The organism is Nocardia donostiensis, from assembly GCF_002081715.1.
GTDB lineage: Bacteria > Actinomycetota > Actinomycetes > Mycobacteriales > Mycobacteriaceae > Nocardia > Nocardia donostiensis.
The window spans coordinates 105,388-124,506 of sequence record NZ_MUKP01000007.1 but is presented as its reverse complement, the minus strand read 5'-3'; the positions used below and the strand labels follow the sequence as shown (position 1 = coordinate 124,506).

The following is a 19,119-nucleotide window of genomic DNA, read 5'->3' as shown; positions in this document are numbered from 1 at the left end:
GCGCCGTCGAGCTGCCCGATTCCGCCCACCGTCACCTCGTTTCCCGTTCGTCACACCACCGGTGGCCAGGTTAGCCGGATCCGCCGACAGCTCGGCCGAACACCCGTCCGGCTCGTCGGGGCCGGTTTGGTAGATCATTGGCCTGCCAGCTACCCTTGCAGGGTTGCCTCGCGCAGCCGTTACGGCTTGCGTTCGCCAATCTGTGTTGGCAGGCATTGACGACATTGATCTCGGGCCGGTTGTGCGCTACAGCGGGTCCACTCGAAGATATGAAGGAGTTCGCGACTATGGCTGCCGTCTGCGACGTCTGCGCCAAGGGCCCCGGCTTCGGGAAGTCGGTCTCGCACTCGCACCGACGCACCAACCGTCGCTGGAACCCGAACATCCAGACCGTGCGCGCACAGGTTGCGCCGGGTAACACCCGCCGCATGAACGTGTGCACCTCCTGCCTGAAGGCGGGCAAGGTCGTTCGCGGCTGACCCAGCGGACGTAACGCGCAACCCCCGTGTTCCGGCGGGGGTAAACGCATCTGGTAGAGCCACGGACTGTCGCTACCGGACCGGTGGAAACGTAAAACGCCTGCGGAGCGGATGGAAGACTGGGCAAGTCTTGTCCCTTCCAGCTGTCTGCGGTGAAACACCGAAATCCCACTCGCGAGGTTGGAAGCCCCTTCTTTCAGGAAGGGGAGGAGCTCAACCAGCGCATATTCGCTCTCCGCGCCCCGGCATCCAATGGATGATCCGGGGCGCGATGGTTTCCGCCTACCCGCTGGAACGGCCTCGAGGTGCTGAACCGATCCTGGCGTGTCGAACACGCAACCCCTAGGCACGCTCACGCCATCGCCGCGTGCCATATCACCTGCTGGCGCGAGGCATATCAGGGGCTGGTACCGGATCATGTTCTCGCCGCATTCGATATCGAACGCCGCGCGCAACAGTGGCAGCGCACCCTGCGGACCAACCCCGCTCGCACCCTTCTCGCGCTCGAGGGCTCCGAGGTCATCGGCTTCGTTCGCGCCGAACCGTCACGTGACCGCCCGCCGCTCGCCGAGATCGAACTCAGCGCACTCTATGTCCGCGCGCCCTGGTACGGCACCGGCCTCGCCCATGAACTGCTCCGGGCGGCCCTTGATCCACCTACAGGAGCGAGCCCTGCGGAAACGGGCCCCTCCCGACTCGCGGCAGACGTCTCCTGTTCTCTGTGGGTGTTCCAGGACAACCCGCGCGCCAGGGCCTTCTACCGTAAACACGGTTTCGCGCCCGACGGTGCGAGCAGAATCGACTACTTCACCGGGGTCACCGAGGTCAGAATGCTGCGCCCGGCCCGCACGATAGGGTCCTCGGCATGAGCAGCATCGAACACGCCGAATACGTATCGACCGTCGACCATGTCCTGCGGATCACCGTCGCCACCGCCGCCAACGGCACGTCCATGGACTTCGACGGCATCGCGGCAGGCGCCGCCGCCCTGGCCACGCTCGGAGCCGACACCGGCGCGGTGCTGCTCACCGGTAGCGGCCCCAACTTCTGCGCGGGCGGCAATGTCCGTGGGTTCGCCGCCGCCGCGGACCGCTCCGCGCACGTCTACCAGCTCGCCGACACACTGCACGAATTCGTGCGGGCGCTCGACACCTGCCCGGTACCGGTTGTCGCCGCGGTACACGGCTGGGCCGCAGGCGCGGGTATGAGCCTGGTCTGTGCCGCCGATATCGCCATCGGCGGACCTGGAACGAAACTGCGCCCGGCCTATCCGGGGGTCGGGTTGAGCCCCGACGGCGGTATGTCCTGGACACTGCCCCGGATCGTCGGCGCAGGCCGGGCCAGGGAGATCCTGCTCACCGATGCGGTGCTCGACGCCGAGGAAGCGGCGCGGCTCGGCATCCTCAGCCGCTTGACCGGCACGGATGACGAGGTGCAGGCCGAAGCGCTGCGGGTGGCGAATGCCCTGGCCACCGGGCCGCGCGCCACCCACACCTCGATCCGGCGGCTGTTGCGCAGTTCGGTCTCGGCGAGCCTGAGCGACCAACTCGACGCCGAACGCGACGCCATCGCCGCCGCGGCGGGCAGCCCCACCGGCCGCGAAGGAGTCGACGCGTTCGTCGCCAAACGCGCACCCGACTACACCGGTCTCGCCTGAGCTCAGCCCAGCCGCAGCACGAACTGTGCCACCGCGTCGGTGAAGGCATCGTTGTCGTCACCGGCGGCGGTATGGGCAGCATTACCGATTTCGACGAGTTCGGCGTGCGGCACCAACTCTTGGAAATGCGCTGCCGCCGCCTCGCTGACCACATCCGAGCGCAGTCCGCGCACCAGCAGCACCGGGATGGTGACGGCGCGAGCGGCCCGCTCCATGGTTTCGGTCAGTCGCTCATGGTCCAGCACGGTGTCGCTGTCGCTGTCGCCGAGCATGCCCGGATCCCAATGCCAGTACCAGCGCCCGTCGCGTTCACGCAGATTCTTCAGTAGACCATCGGTGTTCTTCGGACGCGGCCGGTGCGGCATGTATTCGGCGACCGCATCGGCCACCTCATCGAGGGTGTCGAAACCGTCGCGGTGTTTGCCGAGGAAATCGATCACACGCATCACGCCCTCGGTTTCGGGGCGGGTCACGATATCGACCAGGACCAGCGCGGTGATGGCTGCATTGCCGGGCACGGCGGTGGCGAGCAATCCGGTGATTCCGCCCATGCTGGCGCCGACGACGACAGCCGGTCCGCCCAGCTGATCGAGTACCTCGATCAGGTCTGCCACCATGGTTTCGCGGCGGTAATCGCGATCCGGCGCCCACTGGCTGTCACCGTGGCCACGGGCGTCCAGGGTGACCACACGCATCCCGGATTCGGCCAGTTTCGCGCCGGTGCGCTTCCAGGAATGTCTGGTCTGCCCGCCGCCGTGCAGGAAGACGACCAGGGGGCCGTCGGGGGGACCGAACTGGTCCGCAACGAGCTCGATCCCGCCCGAACCGCGCAAGCGCAGCCGGACGGGATCGAGCAGATTGTTCGCATTACTCACGATCCGAGGATCGCATAGCCTGCGTGATACGCCGTAAGAACCGGCGAAATCAGCAGTCGAGCTTCATGGCGCTGAAGGTCCGCTGGAAAATGCAGGCAACCTTCGCGTTGACCGACGACGAGATCGTGGACGAGCCGCTGGAGGTGAAATCCTCCGCGACCTCGGTGCTGACAACAGGCGCTCGAGTCGCCTCGCTCGCCGGCTCCAACGCGAGCGGTGCCGCGCCCGCGCTCGCCGCGCCGCCCGCCAGGGCGGCACAGACGGCGACCGCGGCGGTGATGCCGCGCAGTGCGCCGCGAACAGTGGTGGTCTGCATGACAGTGCTCCTCACTTGTTTCCTTTACGGCGCCTGTCAGGGCAGGCGCCAATCCACCGGTTCCGCCCCCAGTTCGTCGAGCAACTCGTTTACCCGAGAGAACGGACGGGAACCGAAGAACCCGCGCGACGCCGACAACGGCGACGGATGCGCGGACTCGATATAGGGAACCTCGGCCTGGACCAGCGCTGGTTTCAGCGATGCGGCATCACGGCCCCACAGGATCGCGACCAACGGCTCGTCCCGCGCGACCAGCGCCCGGATCGCCTGTTCGGTCACCGCTTCCCACCCTTTACCGCGATGCGAGGCGGGTTTACCCGGCGATACGGTCAGCACCCGGTTCAGCAACAGCACCCCCCGATCCGCCCAGGGACTCAGGTCGCCGCAGGACGGGGTGGGATGGCCGAGGTCCTTGCTGTATTCGGCGAAAATATTGGCGAGACTGCGCGGAACCGGCGAAACATCCGGCGCCACAGAGAAACTCAACCCCATCGCGTGCCCCGGAGTCGGATACGGGTCCTGGCCGACGATCAGCACCCGCACCGCCTCGAACGGATGTTGAAATGCGCGCAGCACGTTCTGGCCCGCGGGCAGATAACCGCGACCGGCCGCGTTTTCCGCGCGCAGGAAATCACCCATGATCGTGATCTGCTCGGCCACCGGTTCCAGTGCCTTCACCCAACTCGGGTCCACGATTTCTGCCAGTGGTTTCGTGCCCATAGCCGGACAACCTATCGTGATCGACCCCGATCCACCGAGTCTGCCCCGGAGAACGATTCCCAGCCCCCACCGCCTGATACGGACACACCATCCACCGTGACACCGTGACCTGGCGCAACGCTTCCGATCCTGGCCCAGCCCGGCGGCAATTCCGTCTCCGGTGGCCATACGGCGGCGAAGGCGTGATCCTCGCCTCCGGTCAGAACCCATTGGGCTGCATCGGCATCCATGGCAGTGGCGAGTGCGTCCAGCGCCGGGTCGTACAGCGCAGCGGAATCGATATCGATCGCGACTCCGGCAGCGTCGGCCATATGCCGCAGATCGGCGAGCAACCCATCGGAGATATCGGTCAATGCGTCGGGTACCGCGCCGGCAGCCAACGCATCGAGCACCACCCGGTACGGCGGCTGCGGAACGCGATGCGCGGCAACGGCCGCCGCGAACTCTCCTGCCGCGGATCCGCCCTCCGCGAGCTCTACCGTCATCGATCCATCCTCAATGGACTTGCCCGGGGCAGGGTCGGCCTCGGGCGATTCGACATCGGCGAACCCGCTCTGGGTTGGCTCTGCCTGAGTGGGCCCGGCCTGAGTGGACCAGGTGTGCGCACGGCCCCCTGCGAGAACCGCGTAACCAGCCGCCGACCAGCCGAGCCGCCCCGCGACGGCAACCGTACCGCCCGCCCGCGCCCCGGACCGGGTGATCGGTGCGGGTCCGATGGGATCACCGAACGCGGTGACAGAGATGACCAACTGCGGGCTGCGCACCAGGTCACCGCCCGCGATCGACCCGCCAGCCCGGACCGCTTCATCCCACATCCCGGCGCTCAACTCGTCGACGAACCCGACCGCTGTCTCGGCCGGGCATCCGAGCGCGACCACGAATCCGGTGGGCTGGGCTCCCATGGCCACCACATCGGCGGCATTCTGCGCGATGGCTTTGCGCCCGATATCGCGCGGGCTCGACCAGTCCAGCCGGAAATGCCGGCCCTGCACCAGCATGTCGGTGGTGACAACGTAGTGGCCGCGCGCGGCGGCGAGCACGGCCGCATCATCACCGGGCCCGAGCCGGACCGCAGGCGATTGGACCCGACCGGCGTTGATCCGCTCGATCAGCGGGAATTCCCCCAGTTCCCGTACCGTGCGCGGCGGCGTGCTCTCGCTGATGACCGGCCCTTTCCCGACACCATCGGCGCCCCACCGGCCAGCGAGGCGCGCGTGCTGGCTGCAATCGCCCCGACGGTACCCTGAGCACCGGAAGCCGGGCACACCTGGGCAGGTCGACGCCACAGCGAACCGTCAGGGCCCACCGGCACCCGGCCGGTAACCAGCGTGCAGGAAGGATCGTCGAGATGGCGGCGAAATCGCCGGACCACGAGCCGTCGGACCCCACAGGTTCCGAACCCGCCGACCAGACCCCAGCCCCCGGACCCGCGGAGGACCGGGAAAAGCCCACCCCCCCTGCCGCTGGTACCGAAAGCGCGGCCGATGATACGTCGGGGCCTGGCGCGGAAGCCGACCGTCCGGGGCCGGGCGAACCCGATGAACCCGCGGACGCGGCAGACAGCACCAGGGCGGATTCCGCCACCTCCGAAACCAGCGGCCGTACCGGCACCAGTCGCATGGACACCGCCGCAGACACGAAGAACACCGCGGGCAACGAAGTCGAAGGCGATGCCGAGGACGACAACTCCGAGGCCGACGACACCGAGACCCCCACCGAGCGGACGCCGTACTCCCCCGCATTGATCGCCACCGCTGTTGCGCTACCGATCGCACTGGTGGTCGCGGTCGTCGTCGCGGCAGGTATCGCACTGCGAGCCCCGACCGAACGGGAACCCCTCGTGCTCGGTGCGGTTCCCGCCCCGCAGGCCGAAGGTCCTGCCTGCAGCGCCCTGATCCCCGCACTGCCCGCAGAAGTCGGTGAGTTCACCAAATCCACTCTGGTGGAGCCCGCGCCTCCCGCCACCCGCGCCTGGCAGCGTCCCGATGGTGGCGAGCCCATTGTGCTGCGTTGCGGTTTGGAGCGGCCGCTCGAGTTCAATCGCGCCTCGCCGATCCAGATGGTCAACCAGGTGCAGTGGTTCGAGGTCCGCGACCAGGCGACGACGGCGAGCACCTGGTTCGCCGTGGACCGCGGAACCTATATCGCGTTGACGATTCCCGACGGTTCGGGCCCCACGCCGCTGCAGGTGGTGTCCGATACCATCACCGCGCAGCTACCGGCCCAGCCGCTCGATCCGGGCGAGCTGCCGAACTGATCGACAGCCCAGCGGCACCTCCTCCGCCGCGCCGACCTCTGCGCAGGCAACGCCGTCGGCTCGAGCGCTAACGCAATCCGGTACCCCGCGCCAGCGCTGTCTCGATGAGGGTCGACACGAGCGTGCCGTAGTCGATCCCGGTGGCCTCCCACATGCGCGGGTACATCGAGATGGCGGTGAAGCCGGGCATGGTGTTGATCTCGTTGATCACGGGGCCGGATTCGGTGACGAAGAAGTCGACGCGGGACAGACCCTCGCAGTCCAGAGCATGGAAGGCACCGATCGCCAGCGCCCGCACCTGGTCGGCGATATCGTCGTCGAGTTTCGCCGGGACATCGAATTCACAGATGTCGTCGAGGTATTTGGTGTCGAAATCGTAGAACTGCGGTCCCGCCCCGGGATCAGCGGCATCGGACTGCGGCATGCGGATCTCGGCGAGCACACTGGCCTGCACCCGGCCATCGGGGAATTGCAGCACACCGCATTCGACTTCGCGGCCGATGATGCCTGCTTCCACGATCACCTTCGGGTCGTGCGCGCGTGCGGTTGCGATGGCCGCATCCAAATCGGCCCAGCCGGTGACCTTGGTGATGCCGATGGAGGACCCGCCGCGTGCGGGTTTGACGAACACCGGCAAGCCGAGTCGCGCGCGGTCCTCCTCCGATACGGTATCCACACCGGGCCGCAGCACCACCTGGGGTCCGACCGGAAGACCTTCGGCCGCCAGCAGCTTCTTGGTGAATTCTTTGTCCATACCGGCCGCGCTGGCGAACACACCGGGTCCCACATACGGGATGCCGGCCATTTCCAGCATGCCCTGCACGGTGCCGTCCTCGCCGAAGGCACCGTGCAGCACCGGGAACACCACGTCGACCGCGCCGAGGGCGGCCGTGGGGTCGTCGAGCGCGACGAGCGTTCCGGACCGGCTCGGGTCGGCGGCCAGCATCAGCGCGGTGCCGGTGTCGTCCACCGATGGCAGGCTGTGGTCGCGGATGGCCAGCGACTGTACGTCCCCGCCCGCAAGCATCCAGGTGCCCTCGGCGGTGATACCGATCGGCACGGCCTCGTAGCGCCGCGGATCCAGGTTGCGCAGCACGGCGCCGGCCGATACACACGACACGGCGTGCTCGTTACTGCGTCCTCCGAACACCACGGCCACCCTGATCCGGTTCGTCATGCACCGAACGGTACCTGGAGCAGTGCCGAACCCCGGTGCCGACTACTCCGGTTTGATCCGCCTACCCAACAGATTGTCGACGGCCTCGCGCACCGCGAGTCCCTCATGACATACCTGATGCACCGCGTTGGTCAACGGCATCTCCACATCGTGCGCGGCAGCGAGCGCACGCACCGATGTGCACGATTTCACTCCCTCGGCGACCTGGCCGTGCGTGGCTTCCTGCGCGGCCTGCATCGAACCGCCCGCGCCGAGCACCTGCCCGAAGGAGCGGTTGCGCGACAGCGGCGATGTGCAGGTCGCCACCAGATCGCCCACTCCGGCCAGCCCGGCCAGCGTCGTGGGTTCGGCGCCGAGCGCGACGCCGAGCCGGATGATCTCGGCCAGTCCGCGGGTGATCAGCCCGGCGATCGAATTGTCGCCCAGCCCCATCCCGGAGGCGATACCGCAGGCGAGCGCGATGACGTTCTTACAGGCCCCGCCGATTTCGCAGCCGATCACATCGGTGTTGGTGTAGGGGCGGAAATACCCGGTGGCGCACGCCTGCTGGACAGCGACCGCGCGATCGGCGTCGGTGCAGCCGATCACGGTGGCGGCGGGTTGGCCCGCGGCGAGCTCCTTGGCCAGGTTCGGCCCCGTCAGCACTGCTATACGCCCCGTTTCGGCTCCGGTGACCTCGGCGATCACCTGGCTCATCCGCAGCAGGGTCCCGGTTTCGATTCCCTTGATCAGGCTCAACAGTGTGACGTCGGCGCCGATCGCCGGTTTCCAGGTTTCGAGATTGGCGCGCAGCGACTGCGACGGCACGGCGAGCACGACGATATCGGCGCCGTCGAGGGCAGCCGTGTAGTTGTCGGTCGCCGCGATCGGCGGCAGCTGCACGCCGGGCAGGTAGAACGGATTGCGGTGGTCGCTCGCCAGCGTCTCGGCGACCTCGGGGCGGCGTGCCCACATGACGACATCGGTTCCCGCATCGGCCAACACCTTCGCGAACGCCGTGCCCCACGATCCCGCACCAAGTACCGCCGCCCTCGCCATCAGACCAATATGCCATGCAAAGATCGGTCTCATGCGTCCGCACGCTGTGCACGCCGTGATCGCGGTCAAGAGTTTGGACCGGGCGAAGAGCCGGCTGGCCGAGCACCTGCGCCCGCCGCAACGGGCACGGTTGGTGCTGGCCATGCTCGCCGACACCGTGCGCGCCGCCGCCGCGGTTCCCGCGATTGCCTCGGTGACCGTTGTCACGCCCGACCCCCTGGTCGCCGAGCTGGCGCGTTCGCGCGGCGCGATGGTGCATCCCGAACCGGTCGCCCAGCGTTCGCACTCCGATCCCGACAAGCTCAACACCGCGCTCGACTCGGCAGCGGCGGCACTGCGGCGCCGCCACGGGCCGGTCGATCTGCTGGCGTTGCAAGCGGACCTGCCCGCGCTACGGCCGGACGAACTCGCCGCCATGTTCACCGCCGCACCCCCCGCAACCCGCTCGCTCGTCGTCGACCATGCCGGTAGCGGCACCGCGGCACTGCTGGCGCCTGCGGGTATCGCGCTGCGGCCACGGTTCGGACCGGGTTCGGCCCGCAGGCATATCGGCGATGGTGCCGCCGCCTTGGGTGGCGACTGGCCGGGGCTGCGCCTCGACGTCGACACCGCCGCCGACCTCGACCGCGCGCTGCTGCTCGGCGCGGGCACAGATACTCGTGCTCTGCTGTGTGATATCGGCTGGCCACACAGCGTTCACCAGCCGGTTCCGCGTGTGTGCTAGCCGGTCGCCGCACCGGGTGTGACGGAGACTGCACTAGCGCTATATCGGCCTACACCAAGTGCACACCGGGCGGTTTGTCAGGGATGATCGTAGGTGTGAGCGATACGGAAACCGTCAAGCAACAGCAGGTGCTTCCCACCCCACCTCCTGCCGCCACGCCTTTACGTGACGGCTCGACCGCCCCCCTGTTGCCTGCCGATCGCTACCTCAACAGGGAATTGAGCTGGCTGGACTTCAACGCCAGAGTGCTGGCGCTGGCCGAGGACGCATCGCTGCCGCTGCTGGAGCGGGCCAAATTCCTGGCGATCTTCGCCTCGAACCTGGACGAGTTCTATATGGTGCGGGTCGCCGGTCTCAAACGCCGTGCCGAAACCGGGCTTTCGGTGCGTTCGGCCGACGGCCGCTCACCCAGCGAACAGTTGGAGCTGATCGCCGCGCGAACCCAGGAGATCGCCGTCCGGCACGCGCGGGTCTTCCTCGACGAGGTGCTGCCTGCGCTCACCGCAGAAGGTATCGAGATCATCGATTGGGCCGATCTGGACGACGAGGAACGCCGCAGGCTTTCTGCGCACTTCCAGGACCAGGTGTTCCCGGTGCTCACCCCGCTCGCGGTGGATCCGGCGCATCCGTTTCCCTATATCAGCGGGCTGAGTCTCAACCTTGCGGTGACGGTGCGGGACGCGACGAACGGCGGTGAGCACTTCGCGCGCGTGAAGGTTCCCGACAACGTCGACCGTTTCGTCCGGGTGCGGCGCACCTCCTCGGGTTCGTCGGTTGCGGCCTTCCTGCCGATGGAAGCGCTGATCGCCGCACACCTGGACCAACTGTTTCCCGGGATGAACGTGGTCGAGCAGCATTCGTTCCGGATCACCCGCAACGCCGATTTCGAGGTCGACGAAGACCGCGACGAGGACCTGCTGCAGGCACTGGAACGCGAACTGGCGCGGCGGCGCTTCGGTTCTCCGGTGCGGCTGGAGGTGTCCGACGATATGACCGAGCACATGCTCGATCTGCTGCTACGTGAGCTCGAGGTGGATCCGGCCGACGTCATCCAGGTACCGGGCCTGCTCGACCTGTCCTGCCTGTGGCAGGTGTACGGGGTGGATCGGCCGGGTCTGAAGGACGCCCCGTACGTTCCGGCGACCCCGCCCGCGTTCGGGGAGCGGGAAACACCGCGCAATGTGTTCGCCGCGTTACGCGAGGGCGATGTGCTGGTGCATCACCCCTACGATTCGTTCTCCACCAGCGTGCAGCGTTTCATCGAACAGGCCGCCGCCGACCCCCAGGTGCTGGCGATCAAACAGACGCTGTACCGCACCTCCGGCGATTCGCCGATCGTCAACGCGCTCATCGACGCCGCCGAAGCAGGCAAGCAGGTGGTGGCGTTGGTGGAAATCAAAGCCCGCTTCGACGAACAGGCCAACATCAAATGGGCGCGGGCACTGGAACAGGCCGGTGTGCACGTGGTCTACGGCCTCATCGGACTGAAAACCCATTGCAAGACCTGCCTGGTGGTGCGGCGCGAAGGCGCCACGATCCGCCGCTACTGCCATATCGGCACCGGCAACTACAACCCGAAGACCGCGCGGCTGTACGAGGACGTCGGCTTACTCACCGCAGCACCGGAAATCGGTGCCGATCTGACCGACCTGTTCAACTCGCTCACCGGCTACTCTCGCAAATCCGACTACCGCAATATTCTCGTCGCGCCGCACGGCATCCGGGCCGGGATCATCGCCCGTATCCAGCGCGAAACCGAACTGGCGCAGCAGGGTGTACCTGCCCGGATCCGGCTGAAAGCCAATGCCATCGTCGACGAAGAGATCATCGACGCCCTGTATCGGGCCTCCCAGGCGGGGGTGCCCGTGCAGATCGTGGTGCGCAGCATCTGCGGGCTGCGGCCTGGTGTCGCGGGGATGAGCGAGAACATCGAGGTCCGTTCCATCCTCGGGCGGGTGCTCGAACATTCGCGGGTGATGCATTTCCAGGCACAGAACCAGTACTGGATCGGCAGCGCCGATATGATGCACCGCAACCTCGACCGGCGGGTGGAGGTGATGGCCCAGGTGAAGGATCCGAAGCTGTGCGAACAGCTGAATGTGGTGTTCGATTCCGCATTGCATCCGATGACCCGCTGCTGGGTGTTGCAACCCGACGGCAGCTGGCGTGCCCGCCCCGCGCAGGCCGGTTCGGCCGTCGAGGACGGCGGCCAGGTACGCGACCATCAGGTGTTCCTCATGCGACTACGGCGACCGGACCAGCAGTGACCATGCACAGCAAAGCAACGACATTGCGTGATCCACAGGTGAAAGCCAATATCCACGCCGCGGGGGCAGTGCTGTGGCGACAGACGCCCGCTGGGGGGATCGAAATAGCCGTCGTGCACCGGCCCAAATACGAGGACTGGTCGCTACCCAAAGGCAAACTCGATCCGGGGGAGACTCCAGTGCTCACCGCGGTCCGCGAAACCGAAGAGGAGACAGGCCTGCGTTGCCGGCTCGGCCGTTACCTCGGCAAGGTGACCTATCCGATCCCCGGGCACCGCAAGCTCAAACGCGTCGATTATTGGGCCGCCGAAGTGGTCGGCGGCGAATTCAACGCCAATGTCGAGGTCGACCAACTGACCTGGCAACCGCTGGATCAGGTCATGGAGGCCCTGTCGTATCCGATGGACCGGCAGATCGTGCGCACGTTCGCCCGCCTACCCGCCGTCACCAGCACACTGCTGCTGGTGCGGCATGCGAAAGCGGGCCGCCGGGACAGATTCAGCGGACCGGATTCCCAGCGGCCGTTGGAATCGGCGGGCCGCACCCAGGCTGAGATTCTGACGCCGAATCTGCTGGCGTTCGGGGCACAGGAGGTGTTCTCCGCCGACCCGCTGCGCTGTGTGCAGACCGTTGCTCCGCTGGCCGAGCAGCTGGGTGTCGACATCGGGTTGGAGCCGCTGCTGTCGGAGCAGAGGTATGCCGCCGATCCGGATGCGGCGCGGCAGCGGGCGCTGGAACTCGTACCGGAGCACAGCGTCCGGGTGCTGTGCAGCCAGGGCAAGGTGATTCCGGATCTGCTGAACTGGTGGGCCGAGCGTGATGGGGTGGTGCTTCCGCCCGCACGCAACCGCAAGGGCAGTGTGTGGGTGCTGTCGTTCGCCGACGGGCGGCTGGTGTCCGCCGATCATCTCGACCGGTCGCTGTCGATCGACGTGGTGCCCGCTACGGCAGTGCAGAACTGAAAGACGGCAGAACAAAAACGCGGCGAGTGAGCACGCCGCGGTGATGGGTGATCAAACGGCCCCGGGATGCCCCCGGGGCCGTTGTTCGTCCGGTATCTGCTGGGCGACCCGTGGTCACCCGTTGCGGCGGTCAGCGCGCGACGTCAGCCAGAAGCCGGCGTGGACCGCGGAGGTCAGCGGGTGCGGCGAGCCGCGGTCTTCTTGGCCGCAGTCTTCTTCGCGGGGGCCTTTTTGGCCGTGGTCTTCTTCGCGGTGGCGGTAGCCTTCTTCGCGGGGGCCTTCTTCGCAGCCGTGGTCTTGGCCGCAGTGGTCGTCTTCTTCGCAGGTGCCTTCTTGGCGGCCGTCTTGCTGGTAGTCGATTTACGGGTGGTGCTCTTCGCAGGCGCCTTGGTCGCTGCCTTGCGCACCGTGGTTTTTGCCGGAGCCTTGGTGGCAGCAGCCTTCTTCGCAGCGGCCTTTTTGGCTGCCGTCTTCTTCGCAGCCGTTTTCTTCGCCGCAACCGGTGCATTGACGCCACGTTTCACAGCGGGGCCGGTGGGAGCCAACTTCTGTTTACCGGCGATAACCGCCTTGAACTGAGCACCGGGCCGGAACGCAGGCACCGAAGTCGGCTTAACTTTGACCGTTTCGCCGGTGCGTGGGTTCCGTGCGACCCGAGCGGCACGCTTGCGCTGTTCGAACACACCGAATCCGGTGATGGTGACACTCTGACCCTTGTACACTGCGCGCACGATGGTGTCGACCACATGCTCGACTGCCGCGGTAGCCGTGCGCCTGTCAGTACCCAACTTTTCGGTCAGAACGTCGATCAGTTCCGCCTTGTTCATTGAATCCTCCGCAGACTAATGGCCCGTCGTCGGACCGACTAGGTACCACGGTAAACCCACATTGGGCAAGAGTCTATGTGCCACGCCAAAATTCATGTGGTTTAGCACACGTACAGCTACCGGCCTGCCCGGTACTCAGCTAACGCTGTCGGGGTGATTACGTCTGCGAAATAGGCGCCGGAAGCGTGGTGGGTTTCCAACCTGGCCTTGTCTTTTCGAACTCGGCGATCACGTCGCTTCGCCGCAGGGTCAGGCCGATGTCGTCCAAACCCTCCAGTAGCCGCCACCTGGTGTAGTCATCAATATCGAACGGCAACACGATGGTTCCCGCGGTCACCGTACGCGCCTCGAGATCCACAACCAATTCCAGTCCGGGCTGTTCCTCGAGCAACTTCCAGAGCATTTCGACATCATTCTGTGACATACGAGCGGCCAACAGTCCACCCTTACCCGCATTGCCACGGAAGATGTCGGCGAATCGCGAGGAGATAACTACCCGAAAGCCATAGTCCGACAGAGCCCAGACAGCATGCTCACGAGAAGAACCGGTACCGAAATCCGGACCCGCCACCAGCACGGTTCCCCGCTTGTATGGTTCGGTGTTCAGAATGAACTCCGGGTCACTTCGCCACGCTGCGAAGAGCCCGTCTTCGAATCCTGTTCGAGTCACTCGCTTCAGATAGACGGCCGGGATGATCTGATCGGTGTCGACGTTGGATCGGCGCAGCGGAACACCGATCCCGGTGTGCACAGTGAATGCCTGCATGAGTTTCTCCTGATCGGGTATATGTGTCGGTCTCGGGAAGACTTACTCGCGGGTCAGACCAGATCCGCAGGCGAGGACAGAGTTCCACGGACCGCTGTCGCGGCAGCTACCGGCGGGGACACCAGGTGGGTCCGGCCGCCTTTGCCCTGCCTGCCCTCGAAGTTGCGGTTCGAGGTGGACGCACAGCGCTGGCCGGGTTCGAGCTGGTCCGGATTCATTCCCAGGCACATCGAGCAACCGGCCTGCCGCCATTCGGCGCCGGCGGCGGTAAAGATTTCACCGAGTCCTTCTTTTTCTGCCTGCGCCCGAACCCGCATAGATCCCGGTACGACGAGCATTCGCACCCCGTCGGCGACGCGGCGGCCCTGCAAAATATCGGCGACGGCGCGCAAATCCTCGATACGCCCGTTCGTGCACGAACCGACGAATACGGTATCCACGGCGACCTCACGCAGTGGAGTTCCCGGCGTCAAATCCATATACCGCAGTGCTTTCTCCGCGGACTCGCGGGCTGTCTCGTCGGCGATCTGGGCCGGATCGGGCACTCGATCGCCCAGCGGCGCGCCCTGGCCCGGGTTGGTGCCCCAGGTGACGAACGGGGTCAGCGTGCTCGCGTCGATATGGACTTCGGCGTCGAAAACGGCGTCTTCATCGGTCTTCAACGCATCCCAGGCGGCGACCGCGGCGTCCCAGTCCGCGCCCTGCGGTGCGTGCGGACGGCCCTTCAGGAACTCGTAGGTGGTCTCGTCGGGGGCGATCATGCCCGCCCTTGCGCCCGCCTCGATGGACATGTTGCATATCGTCATTCGCGCCTCCATGGACATGGCGCGAATGGCCTCGCCGCGATACTCCAGCACATAGCCCTGACCGCCGCCGGTACCGATCTGGGCGATCACGGCCAGAATCAGATCCTTGCTGGTGACCCCGGGCGGCAGCACCCCGTCCACGGTGATCGCCATCGTCTTGAACGGGCGCAACGACAAGGTCTGGGTGGCCAGCACGTGTTCGACCTCGCTGGTGCCGATTCCCATGGCCAGGGCGCCGAACGCGCCGTGGGTGGAGGTGTGGCTGTCGCCGCACACCACAGTCATACCGGGCTGGGTCAGGCCGAGCTGCGGGCCGACCACGTGCACGATCCCCTGTTCCAGATCGCCCATGGGGTGCAGCCGGACACCGAATTCTGCGCAGTTGCGCCGCAGGGTTTCGACCTGGGTGCGCGAGATCGGGTCGGCGATGGGCCGATCGATATCGATGGTCGGGACGTTGTGATCCTCGGTGGCGATGGTCAGGTCCGGCCTGCGCACCGGACGGCCGGCCGCACGCAGGCCGTCGAACGCCTGCGGGCTGGTCACTTCGTGCACCAGATGCAGGTCGATATAGATCAGGTCGGGTTCGCGTGCGTCCCCGTCGCCTTCACCACGGGCCACAACATGTTGTTCCCACACCTTCTCGGCCAGCGTGCGTGCCATTGTTCGATCACCTTTCGGGGGGCTCTGGCATCCGGTTCATACCGCAGCGGGCTGGCGGCGACCGGGTGCGCGACGAGATGGAATTCCTGCGCCCGGTTTTCGTCGGTTCGGATACCGGTAAAGGCTCAGCCCACCGCAGGAGCCTCGACCGGAGTAGCCATCCCAACATACGAGACGCTAATATCGTTCTATGAGACAGCATAGCGGTATCGGCGTTCTGGACAAAGCGGTGGCAGTGCTGTATGCGGTCGCCGAGCAGCCGTGTGGTCTCACCGAACTCTGCGAGCGCACCGGCCTACCCCGCGCCACCGCGCACCGGCTTGCCGTCGGGCTCGAGGTGCACCGGCTGTTGACCAGGGAAAACGGCGGCTCCTGGCGACCGGGCCCCGCCCTGGCCGAACTCGCCGCAGGCGCCACCGATCCGCTACACGAAGCCGCGGCGGCCATTCTCCCCCGCCTCCGCGAGATCACCGGCGAGAGCGTCCAGCTCTACGTCCGGGACGGTCACTCTCGGGTCTGTGTAGTGGCGTTGGAGCCGCCCGCCGGGCTGCGCGATACCGTTCCGGTCGGCTCTCGGCTGCCCCTGAGCGCGGGATCCGCAGCGAAGGTGCTGCTGGCCTGGGCCGATCCGGAGTTACAGCGCAGTGTTCTGCCCGAGGCAGTCTTCGGTGAACGGGTCCTGGCCGAGGTGCGTAAACGCGGTTGGGCGCAGAGCGCCGCGGAACGGGCGGCCGGGGTTGCCAGCGTCTCGGCTCCGGTGCGCGACGCGAACGGCGCGGTGGTGGCCGCCGTCTCGGTATCCGGACCGATCGATCGGATGGGACGCAGGCCGGGCGCACGCTGGGCCGCGGACCTGGTGGCTGCCGCGGACGCGCTGCACCGGCGCTTGTAAGCGGGGGCGGGCGCCCTCACTACAGTTGCCGCATGGGAGTTAACCAACGGTCGCAGATCGTGATGACCGAGGCCGAGATCACCGATTTCCTGACCCGTAGCCGCGTCGCCACCCTGGCGACCATCGGTGCTACGGGTGTGCCGCATCTCACCGCTATGTGGTATGCGCTGCTCGACGGTGCAGGCGATGCGGCGATGCCGGAACTGTGGTTCGAGACGAAGGCGAAATCGCAGAAGGCGGTGAATCTGCGCCGCGATCCACGGGTGACCTGCATGGTGGAGGCCGGTCAGACCTATGACACCTTGCGCGGCGTAGCGATCGAGGGTCGCGCGGAGATCATCGACGACCCCGAGAAACTGTTCGCGGTCGGGGTGAGCGTATGGGAGCGCTACACCGGACCTTACACCGAGGAGATGCGGCCGATGGTGGAGGCGATGCTGAACAAACGCGTCGCGGTGCAGGTGGTGCCGGAACGGGTGCGCAGCTGGGACCACCGCAAGCTGGGGCTGCCGGAGATGCCGTTGAGCGGGTCGACGGCGGGTGCCTTGGATTGATCTCGCGGCCGAGCACCCGTAACGAACGCCACATCCGCAACGACGGTTGTCTCGGCGCCTGATCCAGCCCACAGAACGAGAAAACCCCCGGTCAGCTGACCGGGGGTTCTGCACAGTAGCCCCGACGGGATTCGAACCCGCGCTACCGCCTTGAGAGGGCGGCGTCCTAGGCCGCTAGACGACGGGGCCAGGACTTGTTGGATCACCCCTGGTTGGGGCGGATCCGGTGGCTTTCGATCATTCGAAGCTCGGCTAGCGTAACCGACCGGAGCTCGGCGACCAAATCGCCAGGATGTGCACTGGCCGACCATCCCGCTACCGGGAGGGTTTCTCGTCAGACCCGAGCGCGGATATGAGTCGAAAGCCGAGAGCAGTCTCCGCTGGGGTACCAGGACTCGAACCTAGAATGGCTGAACCAGAATCAGCTGTGTTGCCAATTACACCATACCCCAATGACCTGAGCTTTCGGTCCCACCGCTGGGTGAGGCAGTACCGCGTTCCTGGCCGAGAAGAAGATTACCAAAAGCCTACCCGTAAACTACAAATCGCCTGGTCAGATGGCATGAATCAGCTGATACCCGCCCGGTTCGCCGCCCGCAGTGCGGGCAGGCGCGGGCGGCGAACCGACCGGGACCGCCGGTCCGCAACCCGCGCGTCCTCGCTCAGTTCGGCGCCTGCCATTCCCGAGCGGCGCGCAGCCGCTGCAGCGTCAGGTCGCGGCCGAGTAGTTCCAGCGATTCGAACAGCGGCGGGCTGATATGCGAGCCGGTCGCTCCCACGCGCACCGGCGCGAAAGCTTTACGCGGTTTCAGGCCCAGATCATCGATCAGCGCGGATTTCAACGCATCCTCGATACCGCCATGCTCCCAGGTCGTCAACCCCGTCAAAGCGGTAATAGCAGCATCCAATACCGGCTGTGCGTCCGGGCCCAAATTCTTGGCCCCGGCAGCGGGATCGATCGCGAACTCATCGGCGGGCGCAAAAAGGAAACGCAGCAGGTCCCAGGCATCGGATAGCACCACAATCCGGGTCTGTACGAGTTCGGCCGCGGCAGCAAACACCCGCTCGTCGATTTCGGCGCCGATACGATCGTGCTGAGTGAGGTATTCACGCAGCCGCTGCGCGAAATCCGCGGGGTCCAGCAACCTGATGTGCTCGGCATTCAGCGCATCGGCCTTCTTCTGATCGAAACGAGCCGGATTCGAATTAACTTTCGAAATATCGAACGCCGCTACCATCTCCGACATCGAGAACACATCGCGGTCATCGGAGATGCTCCAGCCGAGCAGAGCCAGATAATTCAGCAAACCCTCGGGAATGAAACCCCGGTCGCGGTGAGCGAACAGGTTCGACTCGGGGTCGCGCTTGGACAGCTTCTTGTTGCCCTGACCCATCACGAAGGGCAGATGACCGAATTCCGGCGTGAATTCGGCGACCCCGATCCGCCGTAATGCCGCATACAACGCGAGCTGACGTGGCGTGGACGACAGCAGGTCCTCCCCGCGCAGAACATGGGTGATCCGCATCATCGCGTCGTCCACCGGATTGACCAGTGTGTAGAGCGGCTCACCGCTGCCGCGGGTGAGCGCGAAGTCCGGCACACTTCTCGCCGGGAAGGTGGTTTCACCGCGCACCAGATCGTCCCAGACCAACTCGGTATCGGGCATCCGCAGCCGGATCACCGCCGGGCGGCCCGCCTCGCGGTAGGCCGCGATCTGCTCAGGCGTCAGATCGCGGTCGTAGTTGTCGTAACCGAGTTTGGGGTCGCGGCCCGCCGCCCGGTGCCGCGCCTCCACTTCTTCCGGGGTGGAGAACGATTCGTAGGCCTCACCCGCCTCGACCAGCTTGCGCACCACATTCAGGTACAGCTCCCGCCGCTGCGACTGCCGGTACGGGCCGTAGGGCCCGCCGACCTCCGGGCCTTCGTCCCAGGACAGGCCGAGCCAGCGCAGCGCGTCCAGCAGCGCCTGGTACGACTCTTCGGAATCGCGAGCTGCGTCGGTGTCTTCGATGCGGAAGACGAACGTGCCGCCGTGGTGGCGGGCGTAGGCCCAGTTGAACAGGGCAGTCCGGATCAGGCCGACATGCGGCGTTCCGGTCGGTGACGGGCAGAATCGGACCCGTACTTCAGTCATGGCT

The 19,119-nt window shown here is 66.3% G+C and carries 20 protein-coding genes and 2 tRNA genes; 10 read left to right on the top strand and 12 right to left on the bottom strand.

The annotated features are described in order from the left end of the window. Positions 1–287 precede the first annotated feature (287 nt). The 3 genes from rpmB (at position 288) to B0T44_RS06995 (ending at position 2,136) form a co-directional block, all read left to right on the top strand. On the top strand, positions 288–479 hold the full coding sequence (gene rpmB / locus B0T44_RS07005) for a 50S ribosomal protein L28 (RefSeq protein ID WP_011210730.1): 192 nt from the start codon (positions 288–290) through the stop codon (positions 477–479). Positions 480–784: 305 nt separating this feature from the next. Further along, positions 785–1,348: a GNAT family N-acetyltransferase gene (locus B0T44_RS07000; protein ID WP_077115845.1), complete on the top strand. Its 564-nt coding sequence runs from the start codon at positions 785–787 to the stop codon at positions 1,346–1,348. After that, positions 1,345–2,136: an enoyl-CoA hydratase/isomerase family protein gene (locus tag B0T44_RS06995; protein ID WP_077115844.1), complete on the top strand. Its 792-nt coding sequence runs from the start codon at positions 1,345–1,347 to the stop codon at positions 2,134–2,136. Before B0T44_RS07000 ends, B0T44_RS06995 begins: the two co-directional genes overlap by 4 nt. 2 nt (positions 2,137–2,138) lie before the next feature. On the opposite strand, the gene B0T44_RS06990 is transcribed toward B0T44_RS06995, so the two are convergent. The 4 genes from B0T44_RS06990 to B0T44_RS06975 are packed head-to-tail and all read right to left on the bottom strand — an operon-like array spanning position 2,139 to position 5,087. After that, a complete protein-coding gene (locus tag B0T44_RS06990) occupies positions 2,139–3,011 on the bottom strand; it encodes an alpha/beta fold hydrolase (protein ID WP_077115843.1) in 873 nt (290 codons plus the stop codon). Positions 3,012–3,060: 49 nt separating this feature from the next. Continuing rightward, positions 3,061–3,327, bottom strand: coding sequence for a hypothetical protein (locus B0T44_RS06985; protein ID WP_077115842.1), 267 nt, complete (start codon positions 3,325–3,327; stop codon positions 3,061–3,063). 36 nt (positions 3,328–3,363) lie between these two features. Then, positions 3,364–4,047 (bottom strand): uracil-DNA glycosylase, encoded by a 684-nt coding sequence (locus B0T44_RS06980; RefSeq protein WP_077115841.1) that lies wholly within the window; start codon positions 4,045–4,047, stop codon positions 3,364–3,366. A gap of 11 nt (positions 4,048–4,058) precedes the next feature. Continuing rightward, positions 4,059–5,087 (bottom strand): thiamine-monophosphate kinase, encoded by a 1,029-nt coding sequence (locus tag B0T44_RS06975; RefSeq protein ID WP_245839287.1) that lies wholly within the window; start codon positions 5,085–5,087, stop codon positions 4,059–4,061. On the opposite strand from B0T44_RS06975, the gene B0T44_RS27900 reads away from it, so the two are divergent. After that, positions 5,064–5,294: a hypothetical protein gene (locus tag B0T44_RS27900; protein WP_245839285.1), complete on the top strand. Its 231-nt coding sequence runs from the start codon at positions 5,064–5,066 to the stop codon at positions 5,292–5,294. The two genes, B0T44_RS06975 and B0T44_RS27900, sit on opposite strands and share 24 nt — an antisense overlap. 101 nt (positions 5,295–5,395) lie before the next feature. Next, positions 5,396–6,304 (top strand): DUF3515 family protein, encoded by a 909-nt coding sequence (locus B0T44_RS06970; RefSeq protein ID WP_081511731.1) that lies wholly within the window; start codon positions 5,396–5,398, stop codon positions 6,302–6,304. Between the two features lie 67 nt (positions 6,305–6,371). On the opposite strand, the gene B0T44_RS06965 is transcribed toward B0T44_RS06970, so the two are convergent. Together B0T44_RS06965 and B0T44_RS06960 are read right to left on the bottom strand one after the other, a co-directional pair. Further along, on the bottom strand, positions 6,372–7,481 hold the full coding sequence (locus B0T44_RS06965; RefSeq protein WP_077115840.1) for a D-alanine--D-alanine ligase family protein: 1,110 nt from the start codon (positions 7,479–7,481) through the stop codon (positions 6,372–6,374). 42 nt (positions 7,482–7,523) lie between these two features. Then, on the bottom strand, positions 7,524–8,519 hold the full coding sequence (locus B0T44_RS06960) for an NAD(P)H-dependent glycerol-3-phosphate dehydrogenase (RefSeq protein WP_077115839.1): 996 nt from the start codon (positions 8,517–8,519) through the stop codon (positions 7,524–7,526). 31 nt (positions 8,520–8,550) lie between these two features. Here B0T44_RS06960 and cofC point away from each other — a divergent pair, with 31 nt between their 5' ends. The 3 genes from cofC to B0T44_RS06945 all read left to right on the top strand — a co-directional run bounded on the left by cofC (position 8,551) and on the right by B0T44_RS06945 (position 12,472). Further along, entirely contained in the window at positions 8,551–9,243 is a 693-nt protein-coding gene (gene cofC, locus B0T44_RS06955; RefSeq protein WP_077115838.1) for a 2-phospho-L-lactate guanylyltransferase, read from the top strand. Positions 9,244–9,326: 83 nt separating this feature from the next. Continuing rightward, a complete protein-coding gene (locus B0T44_RS06950) occupies positions 9,327–11,510 on the top strand; it encodes an RNA degradosome polyphosphate kinase (protein ID WP_077115837.1) in 2,184 nt (727 codons plus the stop codon). A 2-nt stretch (positions 11,511–11,512) separates the two neighbouring features. Beyond that, positions 11,513–12,472, top strand: coding sequence for an NUDIX hydrolase (locus tag B0T44_RS06945; protein WP_077115836.1), 960 nt, complete (start codon positions 11,513–11,515; stop codon positions 12,470–12,472). Between the two features lie 173 nt (positions 12,473–12,645). Here the strand turns inward: B0T44_RS06945 and B0T44_RS06940 are convergent, their stop codons facing one another. The 3 genes from B0T44_RS06940 to leuC form a co-directional block, all read right to left on the bottom strand. Continuing rightward, positions 12,646–13,299, bottom strand: a complete 654-nt coding sequence (locus tag B0T44_RS06940; RefSeq protein WP_077115835.1) for an HU family DNA-binding protein — start codon at positions 13,297–13,299, stop codon at positions 12,646–12,648. A 157-nt stretch (positions 13,300–13,456) separates the two neighbouring features. Then, positions 13,457–14,065 (bottom strand): 3-isopropylmalate dehydratase small subunit, encoded by a 609-nt coding sequence (leuD, locus tag B0T44_RS06935; RefSeq protein WP_077115834.1) that lies wholly within the window; start codon positions 14,063–14,065, stop codon positions 13,457–13,459. 53 nt (positions 14,066–14,118) lie between these two features. Then, positions 14,119–15,534, bottom strand: a complete 1,416-nt coding sequence (gene leuC / locus B0T44_RS06930) for a 3-isopropylmalate dehydratase large subunit (RefSeq protein WP_077115833.1) — start codon at positions 15,532–15,534, stop codon at positions 14,119–14,121. A gap of 190 nt (positions 15,535–15,724) precedes the next feature. Between leuC and B0T44_RS06925 the strand changes: the two genes are divergently transcribed. Continuing rightward, positions 15,725–16,426 carry an IclR family transcriptional regulator gene (locus tag B0T44_RS06925; RefSeq protein WP_077115832.1) on the top strand — a complete coding sequence of 234 codons (702 nt, stop codon included), beginning with the start codon at positions 15,725–15,727 and terminating at the stop codon, positions 16,424–16,426. Positions 16,427–16,458: 32 nt separating this feature from the next. Continuing rightward, the gene (locus B0T44_RS06920; RefSeq protein ID WP_077115831.1) at positions 16,459–16,980 is read left to right on the top strand and encodes a pyridoxamine 5'-phosphate oxidase family protein; all 522 of its coding nucleotides are present in this window, start codon (positions 16,459–16,461) and stop codon (positions 16,978–16,980) included. 116 nt (positions 16,981–17,096) lie between these two features. Here the strand turns inward: B0T44_RS06920 and B0T44_RS06915 are convergent. From B0T44_RS06915 to gltX, 3 genes are all read right to left on the bottom strand, one after another. Next, positions 17,097–17,169 (bottom strand) — tRNA-Glu (locus tag B0T44_RS06915). A 191-nt stretch (positions 17,170–17,360) separates the two neighbouring features. Continuing rightward, positions 17,361–17,432 (bottom strand) — tRNA-Gln (locus B0T44_RS06910). A gap of 210 nt (positions 17,433–17,642) precedes the next feature. Beyond that, positions 17,643–19,115 (bottom strand): glutamate--tRNA ligase, encoded by a 1,473-nt coding sequence (gene gltX / locus B0T44_RS06905; RefSeq protein ID WP_077115830.1) that lies wholly within the window; start codon positions 19,113–19,115, stop codon positions 17,643–17,645. Positions 19,116–19,119 lie beyond the last annotated feature (4 nt).

What these genes read in the sequence shown, in the direction of transcription:
- rpmB (WP_011210730.1), top strand. Translation starts at nt 288, where the DNA reads ATGGCTGCCGTCTGCGACGTCTGCGCCAAGGGCCCCGGCTTCGGGAAG.
- B0T44_RS06995 (WP_077115844.1), top strand. Translation starts at nt 1,345, where the DNA reads ATGAGCAGCATCGAACACGCCGAATACGTATCGACCGTCGACCATGTC.
- B0T44_RS06985 (WP_077115842.1), bottom strand. Translation starts at nt 3,327, where the DNA reads ATGCAGACCACCACTGTTCGCGGCGCACTGCGCGGCATCACCGCCGCG.
- B0T44_RS06980 (WP_077115841.1), bottom strand. Translation starts at nt 4,047, where the DNA reads ATGGGCACGAAACCACTGGCAGAAATCGTGGACCCGAGTTGGGTGAAG.
- B0T44_RS06970 (WP_081511731.1), top strand. Translation starts at nt 5,396, where the DNA reads ATGGCGGCGAAATCGCCGGACCACGAGCCGTCGGACCCCACAGGTTCC.
- B0T44_RS06965 (WP_077115840.1), bottom strand. Translation starts at nt 7,481, where the DNA reads ATGACGAACCGGATCAGGGTGGCCGTGGTGTTCGGAGGACGCAGTAAC.
- B0T44_RS06960 (WP_077115839.1), bottom strand. Translation starts at nt 8,519, where the DNA reads ATGGCGAGGGCGGCGGTACTTGGTGCGGGATCGTGGGGCACGGCGTTC.
- cofC (WP_077115838.1), top strand. Translation starts at nt 8,551, where the DNA reads ATGCGTCCGCACGCTGTGCACGCCGTGATCGCGGTCAAGAGTTTGGAC.
- B0T44_RS06950 (WP_077115837.1), top strand. Translation starts at nt 9,327, where the DNA reads ATGATCGTAGGTGTGAGCGATACGGAAACCGTCAAGCAACAGCAGGTG.
- B0T44_RS06945 (WP_077115836.1), top strand. Translation starts at nt 11,513, where the DNA reads ATGCACAGCAAAGCAACGACATTGCGTGATCCACAGGTGAAAGCCAAT.
- B0T44_RS06940 (WP_077115835.1), bottom strand. Translation starts at nt 13,299, where the DNA reads ATGAACAAGGCGGAACTGATCGACGTTCTGACCGAAAAGTTGGGTACT.
- leuD (WP_077115834.1), bottom strand. Translation starts at nt 14,065, where the DNA reads ATGCAGGCATTCACTGTGCACACCGGGATCGGTGTTCCGCTGCGCCGA.
- leuC (WP_077115833.1), bottom strand. Translation starts at nt 15,534, where the DNA reads ATGGCACGCACGCTGGCCGAGAAGGTGTGGGAACAACATGTTGTGGCC.
- B0T44_RS06925 (WP_077115832.1), top strand. Translation starts at nt 15,725, where the DNA reads ATGAGACAGCATAGCGGTATCGGCGTTCTGGACAAAGCGGTGGCAGTG.
- B0T44_RS06920 (WP_077115831.1), top strand. Translation starts at nt 16,459, where the DNA reads ATGGGAGTTAACCAACGGTCGCAGATCGTGATGACCGAGGCCGAGATC.
- gltX (WP_077115830.1), bottom strand. Translation starts at nt 19,115, where the DNA reads ATGACTGAAGTACGGGTCCGATTCTGCCCGTCACCGACCGGAACGCCG.